Origin of the sequence: Streptomyces sp. NBC_01298 (genome assembly GCF_035978755.1) — a bacterium.
Taxonomy (GTDB): domain Bacteria; phylum Actinomycetota; class Actinomycetes; order Streptomycetales; family Streptomycetaceae; genus Streptomyces.
The window spans coordinates 2,526,123-2,547,818 of sequence record NZ_CP108414.1; the positions used below are offsets into that span (position 1 = coordinate 2,526,123).

Here is a 21,696-nt window from a genome sequence, read left to right on the forward strand (position 1 = left end):
ATATCCGACAGAAAGGACCATAAGATGACATTCCATCAACTATGAGGGCAGGCCGTCATGCCACGAGTCGACGCCACCGCCGCGGACCGGATGGTCACGGCCCTGTTCATCGAGCGCGCCTGGCGCAGCCCCAGCTCGACCCGCTTCTGGGTCCTGCTCGTCCTCGCGGCGGTCATCGCGTCCGCGGGCGTCGTCGGGGACTCGACGGCCACCGTCATCGGAGCGATGATCGTCGCCCCGCTGATGACCCCGATCCTGGGCAGCGCGCTCGCGCTGGTCCTCGCCGACCGGCACCAGGTGGTGCGCTGCGCGCTCCTGGTGCTCGGCGGGGCCCTGACGGTGGTGGCCATCGGCATGCTGATGGGGTGGCTCGTGTCGCCGCCCGACGCCTTCGCCTCGAACAGCCAGGTCTCCTCGCGGATCAGCCCCCGGCTGATCGACCTCGTCGCCGCTCTGGCCACCGGCACGGTCGGGGCCTTCGCCCTGGTGCGCTCCGACGTCTCCGACACCCTCCCGGGGGTGGCCATCGCCATCTCCCTGGTGCCGCCGCTGGCCGTCACCGGGCTCCTGATCACCACGCACCGCTTCCACGACGCGAGCCAGTCCGCGCTCCTGTTCGCCACCAACGTCGCGGCCATCGTCGCCACCGGAACGGTGGTCTTCCTCGCCTACGGGGTCCGGGCCGGCGCCGGCGAGGCGGGCATCGCGGTGGGCACGTTCCACGGCCGGACCCTGGCCGCGGTATCGGCCATCGTGCTGCTGATCGCCGTACCGCTCACCGCGGGCACGATCTCCGTCGCCCGCGACCGCGCGCTCGCGGCGAACGCGCGGCCGGTGGCCGAACGGTGGGCCGCCACGGGCAACTGGCAGATCGCCTCGGTCGAGGCCCGCAACGGGGTCGTCGTCGTGGGTGTACTGGGACTGCCGCCGCAGCCCGCCCCCACCGCCCTGCGCGAGGCACTGAACCGGGGCGGCATGCGGGACGCCGCGCTCGAACTCCACCTGGTCGGCGGCCGCACCCACTGGTGCCCGGCGGACAGCGCCACCTGCACGGTCCGCGATTCCTCCCGCACCTGAACCGGGCGCCGTCTCAGCCCTCGGCGCTGGGGCTGCGCTCTCCGTGCAGTCGCAGCAGGTCGGCGTCGCTGCGGAAGCGGTGGGCCCACCGGCGGCCGTCGAAGACGCTCAGGCCGGGGATGTGACGGGTCTCCAGCGCCAGGATCACGAAGGCCATGGAGAAGGTCCGGTTGCCGGCGGCGGCCCCTCAGGGTGCGCTCGAAGCCGAGCAGGCAGGTGAGGACGAAGGCCACCGCGACGTGGCCGATCGTGACGAGGGTGGAGAGCGCGCGGGGGCAGCTCAGGGCGTCGGGCGCGCCGCCGCGGGGGCTCAGTTGTGCGGGGCCGTTCCGCTGACCCGGTGGTCGGCGTGGCTGAGGGCTTCCAGGACGAGCCGGCGCAAGTGCCCGTCGCGCAGGCTGTAGTGGATGCGGCGGCCCTCGCGGCGGGTGTCGACGAGGCCCGCGAGCCGCAGCTTCGCCAGGTGCTGGCTCACCGCCGTCCTCGACGCGGCGCACCGGTCGGCGAGCGAGCCGACGTCCGACTCCTCCTGGGCGAGCAGCCACAGCAGGTGCAGCCGGGTGACGTCCGACAGCATCGCGAAGACCTCGGTCGCCTCGGTCAGGCGCGCCCTGTCGGGATCCCGTAGGTGCGCATCGGGTGCAGGTGGCTGGGGTTCGCGAGCTGGCATACCCCACAGGGTAGGTCGCCGGGGGCGGCTCGGGGCGAGGGCGGAGCCGTGATCCATCAGACATGTGCGCAGATGCGCATGTGTGGATACATTGAAGGCCCCGCACCACCGTCCCGCCCGGAGGGCCATCGCATGCCGAGCGTGCTGCGCGACCGCACCTACCGCCGCCTCTTCGGCGCCCAGGTCATCGCCCTGACCGGCACGGGCCTGGCCACCGTGGCCCTCGGCCTGCTCGCCTACGACCTCGCGGGCGCCGACGCGGGTTCGGTGCTCGGCACGGCGCTCGCGATCAAGATGGCGGCGTACGTGGTCATCGCCCCGGCGGTCGCCGCGGTGGCCGACCGGCTGCCGCGCCGGGCCCTGCTGGTCGGCTCGGATCTGATCCGGGCGGCGGTCGCGCTCTTCCTGCCGTTCGTGAGCCAGGTGTGGCAGGTCTACGTCCTGATCTTCCTGCTGCAGACCGCCTCGGCCGCCTTCACTCCGACCTTCCAGGCCCTGATCCCCGAGGTCCTGCCGGAGGAGCGCGCCTACACGCGGGCCCTGTCGCTGTCCCGGCTCGCCTACGACCTGGAGAGCCTCTTCAGTCCCGCGCTGGCGGCCGCACTACTGTCGGTGGCCACCTACGACCGGCTGTTCCTCGGTACGGCGGCCGGATTCCTCGGCTCGTCCGCGCTCGTGATGTCCGCCGTACCGCCCCGGCGGGGGCCGGCCCGCGCCGGTTCCGGGCCGGGGGCGTACGCCAAGGCCACCGCGGGGGCGCGGCTGTTCCTCGGCGCCCCGCAGCTGCGGTCCCTGCTGGCCATGAACCTCGCGGTCGCGGCCGCAGGAGCTGTGGTCACGGTCAACTCCGTCGTGTACGTACGGGACGCGCTGGGGCTGTCCGCCGAGTCGGTCGCCCTGGCTCTCGGCGCGTACGGAGCCGGCTCCATGGCCGTGGCGCTGGCCCTGCCGCGGATCCTGGAGGACCGCCCCGGCCGGCGCGTGATGCTGGCCGGCGCCCTGCTGCTCCCGGCGGCGTTCGGCGCCCTCGGCGTCATCACCGCCGCGCACGGCGGCGGTTGGCGCTGGCCCGCGCTGCTGGCCACGTGGGCCTGGTTCGGGGCGGCGTGCTCGATGGTGCTCACGCCCGCCGGGCGGGTGCTGCGGCGGGCGGCTCCGGAGGGGGACCGCACCGCGGTGTTCGCCGCCCAGTTCTCCCTGTCGCACGCCGCCTGGCTGCTGACCTATCCGCTCGCGGGCTGGCTGGGGGCGAAGGCGGGGCTCGGGTGGGCGACGGCGGCCCTGGGTGCGATCGCCCTCGCGGCCGCGGCCCTCGCCGCCCGCCTGTGGCCGGCCGGGGCCGGGCAACCGGGCGCCACTGCGGCGGCGGTGGAGACGGGCCGGAGCCACGTACACGAACACGAACACACCGGCCTGACTCCCGGGCATCCGCACCTGCACGGGGCACGCCGGGCCGGGGCGGGATGGCGGCACAGCCACCGCCACTCCACGGACGCACTGCACGCCGCGCACGGCTGAGCCGACGACATACGACCGACGGACTGAATTCGATCACCCATTGGCCATAAGCGATCAAGCAAGACGCACCCTTCCTGACCATTTGTGTGAATAGATCACCGCACTGGTCCTCCTTGGGCGAGTCCTCCTCCCCGAAGGGCAGCCAATGCGACGTGTCGTGAGAAGCCGCGCCGGTGGCCCGTACCGGCGTCGGCGCACCGTGTCCGCGCTCTCCGCGGCGGCGGCGTGCTGCTTCCTCTGCCTGATCTCCACGGCTCCTTCCGCGGCATCGGCGCCCCCGCCGGCGGACCCCGGTACCGGCGCCCCGTCCGGATCCCCGAGCTCCCCGGCGTCCGCCGCACCGGCGGCGCCCGTCGCGGGTACGGGGCGGCCGTCCCCGGAAACAGGACCCGACGGGGGCGCCGTACGGGCGGCGGACGAGTCCGGGGAGGGCGCCACCGGAGCCGCCGCCTCGGAGCTCCCGGAGAGCGCGGACCTCGCGGTGTCGGGCATCCTGCGGCAGGCGGCGGCCGCCGGGCAGGACGACCCGGAGAGCCGGGAGGGCGTCGCCCCGGCGGGGCGGGAGACCTTCGACTACGTCGTGACGGTGACCAACCGGGGGCCGTCCACCGCCCGGCAGGTGCGCGTCACCGACCGGTTGCCGCCCTCCCTGGAGTTCGTCACGTCCCGCGACGGCTGCACCGCGAGCGGCCGGACCGCGGTGTGCGGGCCGTTGGCCACCCTGGCCGTGGGCGCCTCGCACGCGTGGGTGATCACCGTACGGCTCGCCGCCGGCTACCGCGGAGACGGTTCGGACATCGTCAACGAAGCGGTCGTGGACTCGGCCACCGCGGACCCGGACTCCCGGAACAACACCTCCTCCCTGACCGGCCTGGAGATCCCGCCCAGTGCGCGGACCGCGGACCTGTCGCTCCGGAAGACCGCGGTGCTCGCGAAGGGACGGGAGCACGTCAGGCCCGGCGAGAAGTTCACCTACCTGATCACGGTGCGCAACGAGGGCCCGGCGACGGCGCGGCAGCTCCAGGTCACCGACCTGTTGCCGCCCTCGCTGGCCCTGCTCTCCTCGCCCGACGACTGCGCGGTCGCGAAGGACGGGGAGCGGCTGGTGGTCTGTCCGCCGCTGGACCGCCTGGCCGCCGGCGAGAAGGCGGAGTACCGGATCACGGTGCGCGCCGTCACCGGGGACCGGGCGGCCCGGCCGCCGGACGGCCGGTGCACGCCCGTCGAGAACATCGCCCGCGTCACCTCGGCGAGCTTCGACCCCGACCTCTCGGACAACGCCAACCGGCCCGGAACCACGGGGCCGGGCGGCGGCCGGCTGTGCCTGGTGCCCGAAGGGCGCGGGGAGCATCACGACGGTCGTGGGGACGATGGGGACGGTCATCACGGCCGTGACGACCACCACGACGGGCGGGAGCAGCACGACGGCCGGGAGCAGCACGACGGCCGCGGCGACCTGGCCGACTCCGGTGCCGCGGTCCCGCCCTGGCTGCTGTGGACCTCTGCCGCGCTGGTGGCCGCGGGAGCGGCGCTGCGTACGGCGTTCCGGGTGCGGTGCCGGTGACCGGGGGTTCGCCGCGGCCCCCGCGGCGGACGGCCTCCGCAGGACCCACCGCGGCGCGAGAAGACGAGGAACGTTCCGGTATGACCATGCCCCGGAGTCCCCTGTGGCGCAGGGCCGCTGCCGCCTTGCTGTGCGCGGCGGCGCTGGTCCTGCCGGCGGCGCTCTCCACGCCCGCGACCGCGGCCCCGGACGCCGTGGCCGGGGCCGGTCCGGCCGGCGGCCCCCGGCCCCGCGCGCTGGCCTTCCCCGTCAACGAGAACTTCAACAGCTCCACCAACCTGGGCACTGCCAGCGGCAACGCGAGCTATCCCGATGGCGGCGGCTGGCTGCGGCTGACCTCCGCGAGCACCAACCAGGCCGGCACCTGGAAGCTGAAGGACTCCTTCCCCTCCAGCCTCGGCATCCTCGTCGAGTTCAGCTACGCCAGCTATGGGGGAACCACCATCGAGAGCAAGCGCGGTGACGGGCTGTCGTTCTACCTGGCCGACGGCGCGGCGGCCGACGGGGTCGGCCCCTCCGGCGGGGCCCTCGGCTACGCCTGCACGGGCGCAGCGGACTCCTGCGCCACCTCGGGCGTACCGGGCGCGTACCTCGGCATCGGGCTCGACGAGTTCGGCAACTTCTCCTCCAGCGTCGTCGGCAACGGCGGACCGGGCAACCAGCCCAACAAGATCGTGGTGCGCGGCGGAGGCAGCGCCAGGACGGGGTACCGCCACGCCACGTCCGCCGACGGACCGGGCAAGACCGTGGAGACGGGCAGCCGCGACAAGGAGCGCACGGTGCGCGTCTCCCTGCTGCCCAGCGGTACGAAGATGCTGCTGTCGGTGTGGTCCGACAGCGGCCCCGGCACGGCCATGACCCAGCTGATCACCGACTTCGACGTCACGGGCATCAAGGACCAGCCGAAGCTCCCGGCCACCCTCAAGGTGGGGTTCTCCGGCAGCACCGGCGGTGCGACGAACGTGCACGAGATCGACACCCTGCGGATCAACGTGCCGGCCGACCTGACCCTCACGAAGACGGGCTCCCCGGCGACCGTGCCCGCCGGCGGCGGACCGGTGACCTACACCCTGGCCGTCTCCAACAGCCAGGCCAACGAGGTCACCGGAGCCACCGTGCGCGACACCGTGCCCGGACTGACCAACGTGACCTGGACCTGCCGCGCGGGCACCGGAGGCACCTGCGGGCAGTCCTCCGGCAGCGGGAACGCCCTGAGCACCACGGCCGACTTCCAGCGCGGCGGCTCCGTCACCTACACGGTCACCGGTACGGCCCCGGCCCAGCCCGGCACCCTGTCCAACACCGCCACCGTGACCGCCCCGGCGGACCGTACGGACACCAATCCGGCGGACAACAGCTCCACGGCCGCGCCCACGGTGGTGACGGCGCGCGCCGACGTGGCCGCGGAGAAGGAGGGGGTCGGCTCCGGACCGGTGGTCCCGGGGCAGGAGTTCGCGTACCGCCTCACCGCGCGCAACCTGGGGCCCTCCCACACGAGCGCCGTCCAGCTCTCCGACACCCTTCCCGGGCCGCTGCGGTTCGTCTCCTCCGCCGACGGGTGCACGGCCTCGGGACAGCAGCTGTCCTGCCCGGTCCGCGATCAGCTGAACGCGGGGACGAGCACCTCGTGGACCGTACGCGTACGGCTGGACCCGGCCTATCAGGGGGACGGCTCGGACCTCGGTAACGTCGCGTCCGTCCGGCACGCCGTCACCGATCCGCAGCCCGCGAACGACACCAGCGCGGCCGCCGCCCCGCCGGGCGGGGTCGCGGCCGCCCAGGCCGGCCTCTCGCTGGTGAAGGCCGTCGAGGCCCGCTCCCCCGTGGCCCCCGGGGAGACCTTCACGTACACGGTGACCGTACGCAACGACGGCCCGTCGGTGGCCCGGAAGGTCACGGTCGCCGACCCGCTGCCCGCGGCGCTCGCCTTCGTCTCCTCGGCCGGCGGCTGCACCGCCGCCGGCCGGGACGTCACCTGCGGTACGGCGGCGACGCTGGACCCGGGCGGGGTCCGGTCGTGGACCTTCACCGTGCGCCTGGACCCGGCGTACACCGGGGACGGGACGGGCCTGGGGAACACCGCGACCGCCCGCGCGGACACGGCCGATCCGAACCCGCTCGACAACAGCGGCTCCGCCGGTGTGCCCGGCGGGCGGGTCCGCCCTCCGACCGCCGACATCGAGCTCGCGAAGCGCGCGACGGCGGGCTGACGGGGCCGCCCCCCTGCCCGCCCTCCCCCAACTCCCGTACAGCTCTCTCTGTACGGTCCCCTCCCGCACGAAACGGAACGATGCGCGATGACGACGACACCCGGCCGGCGGTCGGCGGTGTGGGCCCTGGCCCCGCTGCTCAGCGCCGCGGCCCTGTGGGCCGGACCGGTCCCCGGGGCCGCCGCCCTGCCCGGCGGAGGGCCCAGGATCGAGGTGACGGCACAGCGGGCCAAGGCCCCCGGTGACCTGATCACCTACACGCTGACCGCGAGGAACAAGGGCCCGTCGGTGGCCCGGAAGGTCACCGCGACGGACAAGCTCCCCACCGGGATCTCCTTCGTGGGCTCCGCCGACGGCTGCACCGCCGTCGGGCAGACCGTCACGTGCGGGCCCGAACCGCAGCTTTCCGCCGGGGAGACCAAGAGCTGGAGCTTCCAGGCCCGGCTGAGCCCCTCCTACCAGGGCGACGGTTCCGACCTCGGCAACAGTGCCACGGGCAGCTCCGAGGCCACCGATCCCGACCCGGCCAACAACAAGCCGGATCCGGTGCTGCCGCCGGGGCCGTTCGATCCCGTGTCGGACTTGGCCACCGTCAAGACCCCGCTGGGCGCGGGGCCGACGGTGCCTGGCCAGGAGTACGAGTACGAGGTCCGTACGACCAACAAGGGCCCCTCCGACGCGCGCAACGTCGTGGTGACCGACGCCCTGCCCGTCGGGCTGGACTTCGTGTCCTCCGCCGACCCGTGCGCGGTGTCCGGACGGACCGTCACCTGCGGCCCGCTGGCCCGGCTCGTCCCCGGCGGTGAGGTGGTGTGGACCTTCAAGGTGAAGCTGGACGCCGCCTACTCCGGCGACGGCGGCGACCTGCGCAACACGGCGACCTCCGCCTCCGCGTCCAAGGATCCGGAGCCCGCCGACAACACCTCGCGCGCCGTGCTGCCGCCGGGCGGGGTCACCGCCCCGCAGGCCGACGTGTGGACGACCAAGCAGCCGGCCGACGACACCCCGGTCGCCCCCGGACAGACCTTCGAGTACGTGGTGAGCGCGACCAACGACGGCCCGTCCCGCGCACTGGGCACCACCGTCACCGACAAGCTGCCCGCGCAGCTCGCCTTCGTCTCCTCCCCCGACGGCTGCTCGGTCACCGACGGTACGGTCAGCTGCGGCCCGGTGGCCGTACTGGAGCCCTCGGGGTCCCGGACCTGGCGGTTCACCGTCCGCCTGGACAGCGACTACACCGGCAACGGATCCGACATCCGCAACACGGCGACCGCCACCTCGCGGACCAAGGACCCCAAGCCCGAGAACAACACGAGCAGCCCGGCGGGCCTGCCCGGCAGCACCGTCAACAAGCCGACCGCGGACCTGGAAGTGGTCAAGGAAGCGGTCGGCACCAAGCCCCCGGTGCCGGGCGAGACCTTCGACTACCGGATCCGGATCACCAACAACGGCCCGTCGGCCGACGCCTTCAACGTCAAGCTCACCGACGCGCTGCCCGAGGGCCTCTCGTACGTGACCTCCTCCCCGGCCGGATGCACCGTCGCCGGACACCTGGTCTCGTGCAGGCGCACCAGCCCGCTCAGGGTCGGTGAGACGTTCGAGTACCTGCTCACCGTGAAGGTGGATCCCGCCTACGCGGGAGACGGCAGCGACCTGAAGAACACCGCCCAGGTGACGGCCGACAACATCGACCCGGCGAGCGGGAACGACAAGAGCACCGCGACCGTGCCCGGCGGGCACGTCACGGATCCCGCGGCGGACCTCGCCCTCGCCAAGAAGGCCGTCCAGACCAGTCCCGTGGCCCCGGGCGAGACCTTCGACTACGCCCTGACCGTCACCAACAACGGCCCCTCCCAGGCCGAGCAGATCACGGTCTCCGACACGCTCCCGACCGCGCTGAGCTTCGTATCCGGCGACCCCGGCTGCACCTCGGGGCGGACCGTCACCTGCGGCCCGCTGCCGCGGCTGGCGTCCGGGGCCTCGATGACCTGGGTGATCAAGGTGAAGCTGGACCCGGAGTACACCGGGAACGGCTCCGACATCCGCAACACCGCGATCGTCGACTCCCTGACCCGCGACCCCAGGCCCGCGAACAACACGAGCGCGGCCGCCGGCCCGCCCGGCGGCACGGTCAAGGACCCGACGGCCGACCTGGAGGTCGGCAAGACGACCCCCTGACCCCGCACCCCACGGAAGGCCGGCAGGGCGCCCCGCCCTGCCGGCCTTCCGGCGTGCGCGCCCGCCCTGGAAACTCACCCGAATGGCCGCGCTCGAATGTCCCCCCGCTCCCCCGCCACCGACGCTGGGCGCAACGCAGGACCCACGGCGTCCCGCCCGACGAAGGAGCCTCTCGTGGCACAGGCAACGCCCCCCAGCAGGGCCCCCAACAGCAGGTACACCGCCGACGAGAACCCGTGGGCGACGAGCGGCACCGTGTTCGCCGGCGTGCTGATGCTCGTCGAAGGCGTCCTCGGCATCCTGAAGGGGATCGTCGGCATCGCGGACGACGACGTCTACGCGCGCGTCGGCGACTACACCTTCAAGTTCGACGTCACGGCGTGGGGCTGGATCCACCTCGTCCTGGGCATCGTGCTCGTGGTCGTCGGCGCGGGCATCCTCAAGGGCGCGGCCTGGGCCAAGGTCACGGGTGTGGTGATCGTCGCCCTGGACATCATCCTCAACTTCCTGTGGCTGCCCTACACCCCGCTCTGGGGCCTCATCTCGATCGCCATCGGCGTCTTCATCATCTGGGCCCTGTGCACGGACAAGGGCACATCCCGCTCCACCACCTCCTGAACGGCGCTCCGGGCGCCCCTCCCGCTCCGCGCACCGGCCACCGGCCGGGCGTGCGACACGGGAAGGGCGCCCCGGCGCGTTCACACCTCTGAGTGAGGCCGGCGCGGTTCACGTGGGGCGGGGGCGCGCCCCTGCCTAGGGTGATCCCCGGTGGGCGGGCAGCCGCTCCGACCGGCGCGAATGGCGCGTCGACTCATGTACGGGAGCTTGTGTGGCGCAGCAGCACACGACGTCACTCCGGCTCCGCTTCCGGTACCGGTTCGACCATCTGGTCTCGGGCGGAACGGCCGCGCTGATCGGCTGGCTCGCCCTGGCCTGCCTGGCCGTCGTCGTCCCGGCGAGCATGGTGCTCGTCTGGTCCGACCGGTCCGCTCCGACCACGCTGTCCGGCCGGCTCACCGCCGTGTGGGTCAGCGTCGGCCAGACCCTGAAGATCGGGGGCGCCGTCGGCTCCCCGCTCTACGTACTGGCCTCCGTGTCCCTCGCGCTGGTGGCGCTGCTCTTCGTGTCGACCCTGGTCAGTCTGATCACCACGGGGATCAACCGGCGCATCATGGCGCTGCGCCTCGGGCACTCCACCGTGCTGGAGACCGGGCACACCGTCGTACTGGGCTGGTCGGACCAGGTCTTTCCGGTGATCGGGGAGCTGGTGGCCGCGAACGCGAACCAGCGCGGGTCCGCCATCGCCGTGCTCGCCCCGCAGGACAAGGTGTGGATGGAGGACGAGATCTCCACCCGCGTCGGCGACGGCGGCAGGACGCGGATCATCTGCCGCAGCGGGAGCACCACCGACCCCACCGAGCTGTGCCGGGTCAGTCCGCGCGGCGCGAAGGCGGTGCTGGTGCTGCCCCCCACCGGGGACGGCGGTGACGCCCACGTGGTGAAGACGCTCCTCGCCCTCGGCGCGGCCGTCCCCGGGTCCGGCGAGGGGCGAGCGGTGGTGGTGGCCGCCGTCCGCGACTCCCGCAACCACGTCACCGCCCGGCTCGCCGCCGGGCCCGCGGGGCACGTCCTGTGCGTGGACGACATCGTCGCCCGGCTGCTCGTCCAGACCGCCCGGCAGCCCGGTCTCTCCCTCGTCTACTCGGAGTTGCTGGACTTCGAGGGGGACGAGTTCTACCCGGTCGCCGCAGAGGGCCTCGCCGGGCGGACGTTCGGCGAGGCCCTGCTGTCGTTCGCCACGTCCTGCGCGGTCGGCCTGCTGCACGCCGACGGGAGCGTCACCCTCAACCCCGGCCAGGAGACCCTGATCGGCCCGGCCGACCGGATCATCGTCATCTCCCGCGACGACGACACGGCCGTCCGGGAGGACGCGGCCTCCCTCGTCTCCCTCGTGGAGGAGGAGGCGATCGTGTCGGCCCGGCCCCGGCCCGCCCCGGCCGAGCGCCTCCTGCTGCTCGGCTGGAACCGCCGCGCCCCGCTCGTGATCGAGCAGCTGGACCAGTACGTGAGCCCGGGAACGACCCTGGACGTCGTGGCGCTCGGCGCGTACGCGGACACCCACGGCGCCCGGTCCGCCGCGGCCTCCCGGTCCCGCCTCGACGTCTCCCTCCACACCGGCGACATCACCGACCCGCTCACCCTGGCCAAGCTGGACGTGCCCTCGTACGACGGCGTGATCGTGATCGGCGAGACGCATGTCCCGGCCGCGGCGGATCCGGAGGCGGGGCCGGGAGCGGGTACGGCGGCGGAGGCGGAGGCCGGGGCGGACGACAGGACGCTGGTGACCCTGCTGTACCTGCGGGCGGTCGGGGAGGCCGCGCAGCGGGAACTCGCCCTCACCACCGAGATGTCCGACGACGGCAACCGGCTCCTCGCACCCGCCCGGGAGGGAGCGGACTTCATCGTGAGCGGCAGGCTGATCAGTCTGCTGATGACGCAGATCTCGGAGAGCCCGTATCTCGCCGAGGTCTTCGAGGAGTTGTTCACGGCGCGGGGCCACGAGTTCCACCTCAAGCCGGCCACGGACTACGTCCGGGCGGGCTCCGAGGTCTCCTTCGCCACGGCCGTGGAGTCGGCGCGGCGGCGCCGGGAATGCGCGGTCGGCTACCGGCTGCGCGCGCGGAGCGCCGCGGCCCCCGACCACGGGGTGCGGATCAACCCCGACAAGCGGCAGCGGATCCGGTTCTCCGAGGAGGACTGGCTGATCGTGCTCGCGGAGAGCTGACGGCCGCCCGGGACAACCGGGCGGCCGCGGCGCCGGCTAGGCGGTGTGCACTTCCAGGGCGGTCCGTACCGCGGATTCCAGGGCTCCCTCGATCCATGCGGGCTTGATGGACGTGTGGCACCCGGCGAAGTGCAGGCTTCCCTCGGCCTTGCGGACGTCGGGGAAGAGCTCGGTGTGCTGGCCGGGCAGCAGGACGGAGGCCTCTCCGTAGGCGTACGGGTCGCGCATCCAGGACTGGGTGCGGCCGACACCGGTGTAGAACACCTCGACGCGCTGTCCGAACACCTCCTGGACCCCCGCGAGGGCGCGCGGGTAGCGCTCCTCGTCGTCCAGCGAGTCCCACTTCAGGGCGTCGTCCGACCAGCTGTAGGAGGCGAGGATCACGCCGCCGGCGCTGCCTTCCACGGGGTGGGAGGGCTGGAACATGAAGCGGTTGGGGTTGTCGGTGGCCGAACCGCCGCCGATGACTCCGGCCGCCTCGGGCTGGTCGCGGCTGACCACGCGGCTGGCGGCGTAGTGCGCGCGCTGGCCGGCGGAGATGTGGCCCGCGCGGACGGAGGAGTGGGCGCCCAGCAGCGATCCGTCCACCGGGGTCTGCCCGGTCTGGTACTTCCGGTACAGGCCGGGCCGCACGGCCTCCAGCTCGCGCTTCCAGTCGGCCTCGTCGAACTCCCACCAGCGGCGGCTGAATTCGAGCAGCACCTTGGTGGCGGCGTCGTAGTGCAGCTCGGTGACCGCGCGCCGCTTGCCGTAGGAGAGCGCGGGGGTGATGGGGATGTGGCGCAGTCCGGAGAAGGGGACGGTGATGATGGCGGTGTCGCCGGTGAAGGTCTCCCGCCGCACGGGGCTGCCGCCGCGGCCCTCGGACACGGTCTCGACGGTGACCTCGCCCTCGCCGTGGGTGATGCGGGTGGCGCGCCGGTCGAGCCGTACGAGGTCCTTGACCCGGGCGTACATCGCGTCGGCCAAGGTGGCGGTGCCGCCGGGCAGTTCGTAGAAGGCGGTGTCGGGGCTGATCAGCGAGGCGCCGATGAAGCTGTGCACGAAGGCGAGGTGCAGGCGGGAGGTGAGGTTCTCGACGGTTCCGATCAGGTCGATGGTCCGCACGTCGAGCTTGGCCTCCTCCGTCAGGAAGCGGTACATCGACATGTGGCCGTAGCGCTGGATGACGCGCGCCCAGCCCTCGACGAGTTCCTTGTCCTTCTTGCCCTCGATCTCGCGGCGCACGGGGGCGAAGGCGTCGCGGACGATCCGCGAGGCGGGCACGGACTCGTACGCCCGCGGCACGCCGAAGGAACGATTGACCGTCTGCGGGGCGCGCGCGTAGTCGGCGCGGCGGACCCGGATGCCGTTGACGTGGATCCAGGTGCGGTACGCGGGGCGGCCGGCCCCGTCCACGTCGACCAGGTGGAAGCGCCGGCGCTTGAGGCCGAGGCTGTCCATCAGCCCGGTGACCAGCGGGTGGCTGTCCGGGATGCGCATCGCGCCGGCCTCGGCGTACTGCTTGGGGTCCGCGAAGGGCTGCGCGGCGTTCTCGTGGCCGCCGGTGCGGAAGGTCTTGATCCGGCCGCCCACCCGGTTGCCGTTGGCCTCGATCACGGTGACCTCGTGCCCGGCCTCGCGCAGGAGGTGCGCGGCGGTGAGGCCGGCCGGTCCGGCGCCGATGACCAGCACCTTCTTCCCGGGACGGCGGGAGCGCGGCAGGCCGCTCTTGAGGAGGATGTCGGCGTAGCGCGGTACGAGCGGCTGGTCCTCGTCGTCGCGGACGAGAACGGCCCGCGCGATCGTCATGCAGGCACCCCAGTCGGCGACCGCGGCTCCGGGTACCGCCTGCGAGGTCTCGGCGGAGGTGACGGCCACCGTCAGCCCGCCCGCCGCGGCGACGGCGGCCGCGCCGGCGATGACGGTACGGCGGGAGGGGCGGCGGGAGGTTGCGGAGTTGGCATCGGGGTCCATGATCATGACCCAACCTTCGCCGTCCGGCCGGCCCCGACCGGCCAGAAAGGACCCGCGCGGGCAAGGACCACCCGGACGTGCGTCGCGCGCCCGGCGTGCTGACGAACTGGGTTTCGCATGCCCGGCCTTGCGGGCCGTTGAGCGAGCCCGGCGACCGGGCTCGCGCCGCGCCCGTACCGCGCCCTCAGCGCACGGGCGGGACAGGCTCGGGCGGAACGGGCACGGCGGCGGTCAGCACGGCGCCCTCACCGGGCGACGACTCGATGGTCAGGGTCCCGCCGAGCTGGCGCATCCGGGCCCGCATCGCCGGAACGCCGTGTCCGCGCAGGCCGGACGGAGCGTCGGGGAGGGCCTCGGGGTCGAACCCCCGCCCGTTGTCCGCGACATCGAGGACGACCTGGTCGTCGAGCCGGGTGAGGGTGAGCCCGGCGGTGGTCGCACCGGAGTGCTCCCGTACGTTGGCCAGCGCCCCTTGGGCGATGCGGAGCAGCGCGGACTCCACGCGTTCGGGCAGCGGGGCGATCCGCCCGCCCGCGTCGATGTGGACGCGCACCGTCAGCCCGGCGCCGGACTCCCGTTCCGCGAGGGCGTGCAGTGCGGCGTCGAGTCCACCGCCGTGGGCGAGGTCGGCGGGGGCGAGGTCGTGCACGAAGCGGCGGGCCTCCGCGAGGTTGAGCTCCGCGATGGACACGGCGGCTCGGACGTGGCCACGGGCCTTGGCCTGGTCGGTGTCCCAGGTCCGCTCGGCGGCCTGGAGCAGCATCTGCTGGCTGGAGAGGCCCTGGGCGAGCGTGTCGTGGATCTCCATGGACAGCCGTTGGCGTTCGGCGAGGGTGCCCTCGCGGCGCTCGGTGGCGGCCAGTTCGCGGCGGGTGCGTACGAGGTCGTCGATGAGGGCGTGCTGGCGGGCCGCCTGCCGCTGCATGTGGAGGAAGACGGCCGTGCTGAGCGCGGCGACGGCGGCCGGCCCGATCACCAGGTCGAGGTTGAAGCGGGGGGCCAGGGTCAGCTGCGCGAAGATCACGAGGAGCGTGAGGAACGCGACGAGGACGTACGCGGCGACGGGCGGCAGCGTGCGCAGCACGGAGTAGAAGAGAGGGACCGCGACCCACGCGAAGCTGGGCGCGAGCAGCACGAGGACGGCCCACACGGTGACGACCAGGCCCAGCCAGACCAGCCGAGAGGCGGCGGGCCGGGGCACGCGGCCGCGGGGCGGGGGCGTCCCGGCCGCCGTGGAGGGCCCGCCGAGCACGTAGAGGACGGCGAGCAGGACGGCGAGGGCGATCACCCAGGGGGCCCGGACCTCCTGGGTGTGCCGCTGGACGAACCGGATCATCGACGTGCCGATCAGCACGAAGAACGTGACGCGCATGACCAGCGGGAGCCGCTGGTCGTCCGGATCACCTGCGGAGGGGCCGCTGGAGTCGGGCCGCACGTGCGCCTCCTGGCATAGGGGTCCCCGAACCGGGCAAACCACCACATTGTCGCCGAGCAGGGCAGTGCCACGGGTACACCGATCGGATGACCCGCGTGTCACAAGGAGCCCGCCCTCGGGTCAGTGCCGGATCCCTGCCGGATCCTCACCCGCGGCTGACGCTCCAGAGGCCCGCGTGGCCCGGCCAGTCGTCCCGCTCGTCCTCACCGTCGACGACGAGTACGGACACCTTGGTGTCCGGGTTCCGGTATTCGAGGCAGTCGCCCTGTGTCGTGCGCACCAAGGCCCCCTCGGCCAGACCGGCGGCGGCCAGGGCGCCGGCCACCTCCGACCACGCCGTGTTCTTGACCATCCACCAACTTTCAGCTCCGTTCCCGCACCGCCAAGGCTTCCTCAGCCCGCAGTGCACCCGCACCGGAACCGACGAGGCAGACCTTCCCGTGGTGCGATTCGTCCAGCACCTCCCGGGGATGCCCGTACCACTCGATCTCCGTGAGTTCGACGGTTCCGTCCGCCGGGGAGGGCAGCTGGTAGCGCATCCCGACGCGTGCGGATCCGTACAGGCTCCGTACCACGCAGACGGCCCGTGAGGTTTCTGCGCTCTCGACCGAGATGATGAGGAGCCGGTGGGCGTCAGCCGCCATACTCATGAGCCCTTCGAACGAATTCCGAGATCTGTTCCGGTGTCAGTTTAGGGACGTCGTATTCCAGCAGGGGGTCCATGTCCGCCTGGTTGATCCGACTGGGGACATGGACGCCCATATCCCTCAGGATGTCGCGGGCGGCCGCGGACGGAATCTCCGCCGACGCACGGGCCGTGACCTCCGCCGGGGACAGACCGACAGGCACCTCCGCCTCCCGCCGGATGTAGCCGTGGTAGGTCTCCACCCCGTCCAGGGAACTGCGCGGGACGACTTGGACGACGGCGTCGCCGAACTCCTGCGCCCGGGTCGCGAACACCGTGGCCACACCGGGATCTGTCGACGTCGGCGTGATGGTCAGCTCCTGGACGCCCGGGCTTCCGTCGAATCCGCGTGTGGTGCCCCGGAACAGATGCTCGTCCTCGGGACACGGTGTCAGGCCCAGCGGGTCGGCCCAGGTGTGCGGGTTGTGGACGTAGGCCACGGGGTTGGCTGCCGGGGCGAGACCCAGCGGATCGGGCGAGAGATAGCGCGCCGTCTCCGGGTCGTAGGTCCGCAAGACGTTGTAGTGGAGGCCTGACTCGGGGTCGAAGTACTGCCCGGGGAACCGGAGCGGGGTGTACGCCGTCGCGTCCCGGTTCCAGGTGGTCGTACCCCACACGGTGGCCCGGGTGTGCCAGGCCACCTGCCCGCCCTCGTCGACCAGTTCGGTCGGAGTACCCACCAGGTCCGTGACGATCGAGAAGAACCGGGTGTCGATCTCGGACTGCGAGGAGCCCGTGGTGATGCGCTCCGTCTGGGTCAGCGGGTGCGCGCCCTGGTGGTTCCAGGTCAGCGTGACCGGGTGCGGCAGGTCGGGCGAGATCGTGGTCTGTTCGCACAGCACCGGGCCGTCCCAGGTGAACAGGGTCTCCTCCACCACCTCTCCGGACCCGGCGAGACGCTGTTTGGAGGTGCGACGCCCCAACGGGTCGTACCCGTATCGCCACGTCGTGCCGTCCGGCGTGATCACCGAGGTGAGCCGGTCCTCGCAGTCCCACGTGTACCGCCAGGTGTCGGGCTTGCGGGAAAGGCGGGCCTTCTGCCGGAGGGTGACACGGCCCGCCGCGTCGTACTCGTAGCGAACCGATCCGGCGCGCTGGATACGGGTGCCCTCGTACACCCGGTCCCCCTGGGCCTCGCCGCCGGGGTGTGAGGCCGGCCATGAGGCCGAGGTCTGGTTGCCCGCCTCGTCGTAGGAGTACCGCTCGGTCCAGTTCTCCGCGTCGACCGACGTGACGCGGGAAGCCGCATCGAGGGTGATGGCGCTGGGTCCGGTCAGGCTGTCGTCGATCTCCGTGAGAGCACCGTCCGCGCGGTAGGCGTAGCCGCGTCGCCGCAGGCCCCGGCCATCGTGGCCGATCAGCTGCTGCCCCGTGAGGCGGCCCACTTCGTCGAAGGTGCGGGAGAGCGAGGCTCCACCGCCCAGGGAACGTGACAGGGTCCGGCCGGCGGCATCACGTTCGAAGGTGACCGTTCGGCCCGCCGTGGTGAGGCGCGTCCGGCGCCCCGCCGCGTCGTACGTCCACTCGGTCCGCTCCCCCACGGGGGTGGTCCGCCCCGTCCGGCGCCCCACCTCGTCGTGGGTGAACGTCAGCGTGCGGCCGTCGACCGTCTCGGAGATCAGCCGTCCGGCCCGGTCCCGCAACCGTATGGCCTCAGCTTCCGGGCCGACGATCCGGGCGGGCTGGCCCGAAACGTCGTACTCGTACGTCGTGACCGCTCCGGCGGCCTCCTTGCGGAGGACCTGGCCGAGTTCGTTGTACGCGTAGGTGATCCGTTCGCCGGTGGCCGTCGTGCGGGCCGTGAGGCGACCCGCCGGATCGTAGGCGTAGCCAGTGCGGCGGGCGTCGAAATCCGTCTCCGCGACCAGGCGGCCCGCCGGATCGTAGCTGTACGACCAGGTCAGGCCCTGCGGGTTGGTGACGTCCGTGAGCCGCAGCCCGGCGTCGTGAGTGAAGCTGTACCGCAGTCCGTCCGGGCCGGTGCGGGCGGTGAGCAGGTCGAAGTCCCCGTACTCGGAGAGGGTCGTGCCGCCCGCGGCGTCGGTGAACCGGACACAGTTGCCCTCGCCGTCGTACGTCCAGGACTCCGAGCCGCCGTCCGGGGCCGTACGGCGCAGCATCCGGCCCTCCACGCTCCACTCCATGCGGACGGTGTGGCCCAACGGATCCGTCACTGCGGCGGTGCGGCCGAAGGCGTCGTACTCCCAACGGGTGCGGTTGCCCAGAGGATCGACCGTCTCGACGAGGAGTCCCGCCGCGTTACAGCGGACCGCCGTCATATGGCCCAGTGCGTCGGTCACCGAGGCGATGTGCCCGCGCTCGTCGTAGGCGAAGCGAGTGGTGCTGCCCGAAGGGCCCGTCACCGAGGTGCGATTTCCCCGCTCGTCGTAGGTCTGCCGCACCACGGTGCCGTCGGAGTTCACGATCCGCACCGGCCGGCCGAGGCTGTTGTACTCCGCCGTCGACCTACGGCCGTCCGGTCCCACCACGGACGTGATCCGGCCCGCCTCGTCGTACGAGAGTCCGGTCCGCCGGCCCAGCGGATCGGTGTGCGACAACAGGCGGTTGAAATGGTCGCGTTCTGTGCGGACCAGCGCACCGGTGGCATCGGTCGCGGCCACCACCTGCGCCCGTTCATTCGTCTCGTACCGCCGGAGGTGACCCAGTGCGTTCGTGGCGCGGGTGAGACCCGGCTCGTACACGTAGCGCACGTTGAGGTGGCCGTTGGTGCCCGACTGGGCGATGCAACGGTCGCGGTCGTCGTAGGCGTAATCGAAGTGATGGCCGTTGGTGTCGGTCCAGGAGGTGATTCGGGCCTGATCGTCGTAGCCGAACCGGAGCGGCTTCCCCGAGGAATTGACCACCTCGGTGAGGTGGCCGTCGTCGAAGCCGTAGTCCAGGATCCTGGTGCCGTCGCCCAGGGAGAGCGAGGTGATCCGGCCCTCGGCGGTGGTGACGTGCACCCGGTAGCCGCCGCTGTGGCTGACGGCTGTCGGGCTGCCGTCGTCGTCGTACTCGTACGCGATCCAGGCACCGTTTCGGTCGTCGAGCTGAACCAGGACGCCCTCGGCGGTGTAATGCCAGACCCGGCCCGCGTCGGGGTCGGTGACCGTGAACTCGCCCTCGGGCATCCGATCCAGTGGCCAGCGCCGGCCGTGGGTGGGCAATACGGGAACGCCCGGGGCGGGATGCGGGTAGCACAACAGGCTGCCGTCCTCGCCGATCCGGACGACCCCTTCGGCGTCGATCTCCAACCGCTGGTCGAGCGTGCCGGCCCAGGAAGGCCCGAACCAGCGGCCGGCCCGGTACGAGGACTCGAAGGTACGGGTGAGGGCCAGCGGCAGCGAGCCCGGCAGGACCAGGTCGGTCTGTGGCAGAAGCATCCGTCCGGTCGCGACGTCGACCGGGTCGTCGATGCACGTCTTGTCCTTGGGGGCGCGCGAGGAACTGCCGGGGCCGTCCTTGCCGAGTTGGGTGCGGCCGGGCTTCAGGTCATCGGCGTGCCTGGCGACCGTGGCGCCCTTCTTGAGTGCGCCCAGGCCCTTGGAGCCGATGAGTTCCGGGATCATCTTCCCGATGCCCTCGGAGGGGTCCTTCATGAACTCGTCGAGCATCTGCTTGCCCGCACCGAGCGGGTCGTTGGCCGCCGTGACCAGACCCGCGGCCGTCGCATTCAGGTTCGTCACGTACTCGGCCGGGTGCGTCAGGTTGTACGGATCCATCGGGTTCAGCGCCCGCGCGAAGTTCGCGATCCCCGCCGTGCCCTTCATGACACCGCCCGCCAGGTGCGTCTTGGCCAGGTCCATGTAGTCCATGCCGTCGCCGAGCTGCTTCGCGTACGAAGGCTTCGGCGGAGCCGCGTCACGCGCCGCACGCACTGCCGTACGCACCGTCTCCGCCACGTCGTTGCGCTGCTTGCGGGCACTGGTGAGCTTGTCCTGCGCGGCCGTCGCCAGCGCGGTGCCCGGGTCAGTGAAGCCCTCCGACGGGCGCGGCGGCAGCGTGTCCTTCTCCGCCCTCACCGCGTCGTTGTAGGTGTCGACCAGCTTGTTGTGCGCGCTGCGGGCGTCCGTGGAGACCTTCTTCGCGTGGTTGTACTCCTCCAGCGCCTCCTTGGCCTGGCCCTGCGCCCACTCCACCGTCTCCGCGAACCGGCCCATCGCGTCGGCGGCCTTCCCGAAGGCTTCGGCCGCCTTGAACCAGCGCGGCGGCTCCTTCGCCACCGACTCCCGAAAGGAATCCGCCGCCTTGCCCCTCAGGCCGTCCGGCTCCCCCATCCCCTTCAGACCGTTGCCGACCTTGTCGAACGACGCCTTGAAATCGTTCAGATGGGACACCTGCGCCCGGATCTTCGACACGCTGCCGTAGATCAGCTTGTTCGGGTCCTCGGTTTGGCCAAGCTCCAACTCGGCCACATCCGCGCCGAGTTGGTTTGCGGCAGAGCGGCTCTTGTCGCGGATCCAGTCCCCGGCGTCATCCAGGCCGACATGCTCGGCGACGTCGGCCGTCTTGTCACCGGCCCACTCGACCGCGTCGCCGACCTTCTCCGCACCCTTCTCGACACCGTCCTCGATGACGTCCGGTACGAAATCCCGCCAGCCCATCAGTGACCGCCCCCGTCACGCTTCGCCTGTTCCAACAGGTCCTTCAGCGAACCGATCTTCCCGGTGGAGGTGAGCTGGTCCCCGGTGTCCGACCAGGTCTTCTTGATGTCCTCGGCGCTCTTCTCGAAGGACTCCGGGCTGTAATCGGGCTTGTAGGCGTCCGCGGAGAAGATGTCACCCCAGCCCTTCTGCTCGATCTCGTCCTCACTCGCGTGCGGATTGCCGAACGCGGCCGCGTTCGCGACCACCTTGAACGAGCCCTGGAGGTACTGCTCCTCCTCCCACACCGTGCCCGCCGCGATCCCCAACGACTGGGCGAGGGTGCTCGCGTTCTGCACCAGACTCCGCACGCCCCACTCCCAGCGCTCGCAGAAGTCCTCGAAGTCCGTGGCCAGACCCGCGTGCCCGGCCTCCATCCCCGTCATCGCCAGGTTCTCGAACCCCGCACCCATCGAGGCCCCGGCCGCGTCCCCCGACTCCCGCAGCTCCCCGATCGCCGCCCTCAGCCCGTCCTGGATGTTCTTGACCGCCGCCGGCGAAACCTCGAGGTCCCCGTCGCCCGCCATCAGGCCACCTCCCCAGGACCGGCCAGATCCACCGCGTTCGCATCCGGGACGATCCCCGCCACCGGCGGGAAGAACATCGAACCGTCGTCGTCCGCGACGTTCACGACGACACCGGCCGGGCGGTCCGCCATCGGAACCACCGCATCGGCCAGCCTCGCACCCAGCACCGAGAGGTAGTCCCACTCCCGGGCGGACTCCGCCTCACCACGCGCCTGCGCGAACCGGGCGAGGGCCTCCTCGTCCGTGAACGCGTAGATCCAGCGGATCCCACCCGACACCGCCGACATCAGCCCGCCGTCGGGCCCCTCGGCCAGCGGAACCAGCAGCACGGCCCGCCGGAACTCCCCCAGCAGGCGTGCCGGATCGCCCAGCCCGTCCCGTATCGCCTCAATCTCCGCGGTCAGTTCCATGAGCTGCATCCCTCCAGCGCCGGGCAGCGTCCCAGACC

General features: G+C 72.4%; 16 protein-coding genes. 7 read left to right on the forward strand and 9 right to left on the reverse strand.

Annotated features, from left to right (window positions below; genetic code table 11):
• Nucleotides 1–57 precede the first annotated feature (57 nt).
• Complete coding sequence (locus tag OG730_RS11415) at nucleotides 58–1,077, forward strand: DUF389 domain-containing protein (RefSeq protein ID WP_327304141.1); 1,020 nt, start codon at nucleotides 58–60, stop codon at nucleotides 1,075–1,077.
• A 13-nt stretch (nucleotides 1,078–1,090) separates the two neighbouring features.
• On the opposite strand, the gene OG730_RS11420 is transcribed toward OG730_RS11415, so the two are convergent.
• Together OG730_RS11420 and OG730_RS11425 are read right to left on the reverse strand one after the other, a co-directional pair.
• Nucleotides 1,091–1,234 (reverse strand): hypothetical protein, encoded by a 144-nt coding sequence (locus tag OG730_RS11420; protein ID WP_327304142.1) that lies wholly within the window; start codon nucleotides 1,232–1,234, stop codon nucleotides 1,091–1,093.
• A gap of 153 nt (nucleotides 1,235–1,387) precedes the next feature.
• The gene (locus OG730_RS11425; protein WP_327304143.1) at nucleotides 1,388–1,747 is read right to left on the reverse strand and encodes an ArsR/SmtB family transcription factor; all 360 of its coding nucleotides are present in this window, start codon (nucleotides 1,745–1,747) and stop codon (nucleotides 1,388–1,390) included.
• 132 nt (nucleotides 1,748–1,879) lie between these two features.
• Here OG730_RS11425 and OG730_RS11430 point away from each other — a divergent pair, with 132 nt between their 5' ends.
• The 6 genes from OG730_RS11430 (at nucleotide 1,880) to OG730_RS11455 (ending at nucleotide 12,002) form a co-directional block, all read left to right on the forward strand.
• Nucleotides 1,880–3,265, forward strand: coding sequence for an MFS transporter (locus tag OG730_RS11430; protein WP_327304144.1), 1,386 nt, complete (start codon nucleotides 1,880–1,882; stop codon nucleotides 3,263–3,265).
• A 157-nt stretch (nucleotides 3,266–3,422) separates the two neighbouring features.
• Nucleotides 3,423–4,829 (forward strand): DUF11 domain-containing protein, encoded by a 1,407-nt coding sequence (locus OG730_RS11435; protein WP_327304145.1) that lies wholly within the window; start codon nucleotides 3,423–3,425, stop codon nucleotides 4,827–4,829.
• An 80-nt stretch (nucleotides 4,830–4,909) separates the two neighbouring features.
• Entirely contained in the window at nucleotides 4,910–7,039 is a 2,130-nt protein-coding gene (locus OG730_RS11440; RefSeq protein ID WP_327304146.1) for a lectin-like domain-containing protein, read from the forward strand.
• An 87-nt stretch (nucleotides 7,040–7,126) separates the two neighbouring features.
• Nucleotides 7,127–9,217 carry a DUF11 domain-containing protein gene (locus OG730_RS11445; protein WP_327304147.1) on the forward strand — a complete coding sequence of 697 codons (2,091 nt, stop codon included), beginning with the start codon at nucleotides 7,127–7,129 and terminating at the stop codon, nucleotides 9,215–9,217.
• 174 nt (nucleotides 9,218–9,391) lie between these two features.
• Nucleotides 9,392–9,835: a DUF7144 family membrane protein gene (locus OG730_RS11450; protein WP_327304148.1), complete on the forward strand. Its 444-nt coding sequence runs from the start codon at nucleotides 9,392–9,394 to the stop codon at nucleotides 9,833–9,835.
• A 211-nt stretch (nucleotides 9,836–10,046) separates the two neighbouring features.
• Nucleotides 10,047–12,002, forward strand: a complete 1,956-nt coding sequence (locus OG730_RS11455; protein ID WP_327304149.1) for a CASTOR/POLLUX-related putative ion channel — start codon at nucleotides 10,047–10,049, stop codon at nucleotides 12,000–12,002.
• A gap of 36 nt (nucleotides 12,003–12,038) precedes the next feature.
• Here OG730_RS11455 and OG730_RS11460 read toward each other — a convergent pair whose 3' ends face one another.
• From OG730_RS11460 to OG730_RS11490, 7 genes are all read right to left on the reverse strand, one after another.
• A complete protein-coding gene (locus tag OG730_RS11460; RefSeq protein WP_442815188.1) occupies nucleotides 12,039–13,958 on the reverse strand; it encodes an L-glutamate oxidase LgoX in 1,920 nt (639 codons plus the stop codon).
• 184 nt (nucleotides 13,959–14,142) lie between these two features.
• Nucleotides 14,143–15,330, reverse strand: coding sequence for a sensor histidine kinase (locus tag OG730_RS11465; protein ID WP_327309221.1), 1,188 nt, complete (start codon nucleotides 15,328–15,330; stop codon nucleotides 14,143–14,145).
• 208 nt (nucleotides 15,331–15,538) lie between these two features.
• Nucleotides 15,539–15,745, reverse strand: a complete 207-nt coding sequence (locus OG730_RS11470; RefSeq protein ID WP_327304151.1) for a hypothetical protein — start codon at nucleotides 15,743–15,745, stop codon at nucleotides 15,539–15,541.
• 10 nt (nucleotides 15,746–15,755) lie between these two features.
• A complete protein-coding gene (locus tag OG730_RS11475; RefSeq protein WP_327304152.1) occupies nucleotides 15,756–16,043 on the reverse strand; it encodes a hypothetical protein in 288 nt (95 codons plus the stop codon).
• The gene (locus OG730_RS11480) at nucleotides 16,027–20,682 is read right to left on the reverse strand and encodes a putative T7SS-secreted protein (protein WP_327304153.1); all 4,656 of its coding nucleotides are present in this window, start codon (nucleotides 20,680–20,682) and stop codon (nucleotides 16,027–16,029) included. The genes OG730_RS11475 and OG730_RS11480 overlap by 17 nt, the downstream gene beginning before the upstream one ends.
• Nucleotides 20,682–21,248, reverse strand: a complete 567-nt coding sequence (locus tag OG730_RS11485; RefSeq protein WP_327304154.1) for a hypothetical protein — start codon at nucleotides 21,246–21,248, stop codon at nucleotides 20,682–20,684. Before OG730_RS11485 ends, OG730_RS11480 begins: the two co-directional genes overlap by 1 nt.
• Complete coding sequence (locus OG730_RS11490) at nucleotides 21,248–21,658, reverse strand: SseB family protein (protein ID WP_327304155.1); 411 nt, start codon at nucleotides 21,656–21,658, stop codon at nucleotides 21,248–21,250. The genes OG730_RS11485 and OG730_RS11490 overlap by 1 nt, the downstream gene beginning before the upstream one ends.
• Nucleotides 21,659–21,696: the final 38 nt, after the last annotated feature.

What these genes read in the sequence shown, in the direction of transcription:
- OG730_RS11485 (WP_327304154.1), bottom strand. Translation starts at nt 21,248, where the DNA reads ATGGCGGGCGACGGGGACCTCGAGGTTTCGCCGGCGGCGGTCAAGAAC.
- OG730_RS11470 (WP_327304151.1), bottom strand. Translation starts at nt 15,745, where the DNA reads ATGGTCAAGAACACGGCGTGGTCGGAGGTGGCCGGCGCCCTGGCCGCC.
- OG730_RS11445 (WP_327304147.1), top strand. Translation starts at nt 7,127, where the DNA reads ATGACGACGACACCCGGCCGGCGGTCGGCGGTGTGGGCCCTGGCCCCG.
- OG730_RS11480 (WP_327304153.1), bottom strand. Translation starts at nt 20,682, where the DNA reads ATGGGCTGGCGGGATTTCGTACCGGACGTCATCGAGGACGGTGTCGAG.
- OG730_RS11420 (WP_327304142.1), bottom strand. Translation starts at nt 1,234, where the DNA reads ATGGCCTTCGTGATCCTGGCGCTGGAGACCCGTCACATCCCCGGCCTG.
- OG730_RS11460 (WP_442815188.1), bottom strand. Translation starts at nt 13,958, where the DNA reads ATGGACCCCGATGCCAACTCCGCAACCTCCCGCCGCCCCTCCCGCCGT.
- OG730_RS11475 (WP_327304152.1), bottom strand. Translation starts at nt 16,043, where the DNA reads ATGAGTATGGCGGCTGACGCCCACCGGCTCCTCATCATCTCGGTCGAG.
- OG730_RS11430 (WP_327304144.1), top strand. Translation starts at nt 1,880, where the DNA reads ATGCCGAGCGTGCTGCGCGACCGCACCTACCGCCGCCTCTTCGGCGCC.
- OG730_RS11465 (WP_327309221.1), bottom strand. Translation starts at nt 15,330, where the DNA reads ATGCGCGTCACGTTCTTCGTGCTGATCGGCACGTCGATGATCCGGTTC.
- OG730_RS11415 (WP_327304141.1), top strand. Translation starts at nt 58, where the DNA reads ATGCCACGAGTCGACGCCACCGCCGCGGACCGGATGGTCACGGCCCTG.
- OG730_RS11490 (WP_327304155.1), bottom strand. Translation starts at nt 21,658, where the DNA reads ATGGAACTGACCGCGGAGATTGAGGCGATACGGGACGGGCTGGGCGAT.
- OG730_RS11425 (WP_327304143.1), bottom strand. Translation starts at nt 1,747, where the DNA reads ATGCCAGCTCGCGAACCCCAGCCACCTGCACCCGATGCGCACCTACGG.
- OG730_RS11440 (WP_327304146.1), top strand. Translation starts at nt 4,910, where the DNA reads ATGACCATGCCCCGGAGTCCCCTGTGGCGCAGGGCCGCTGCCGCCTTG.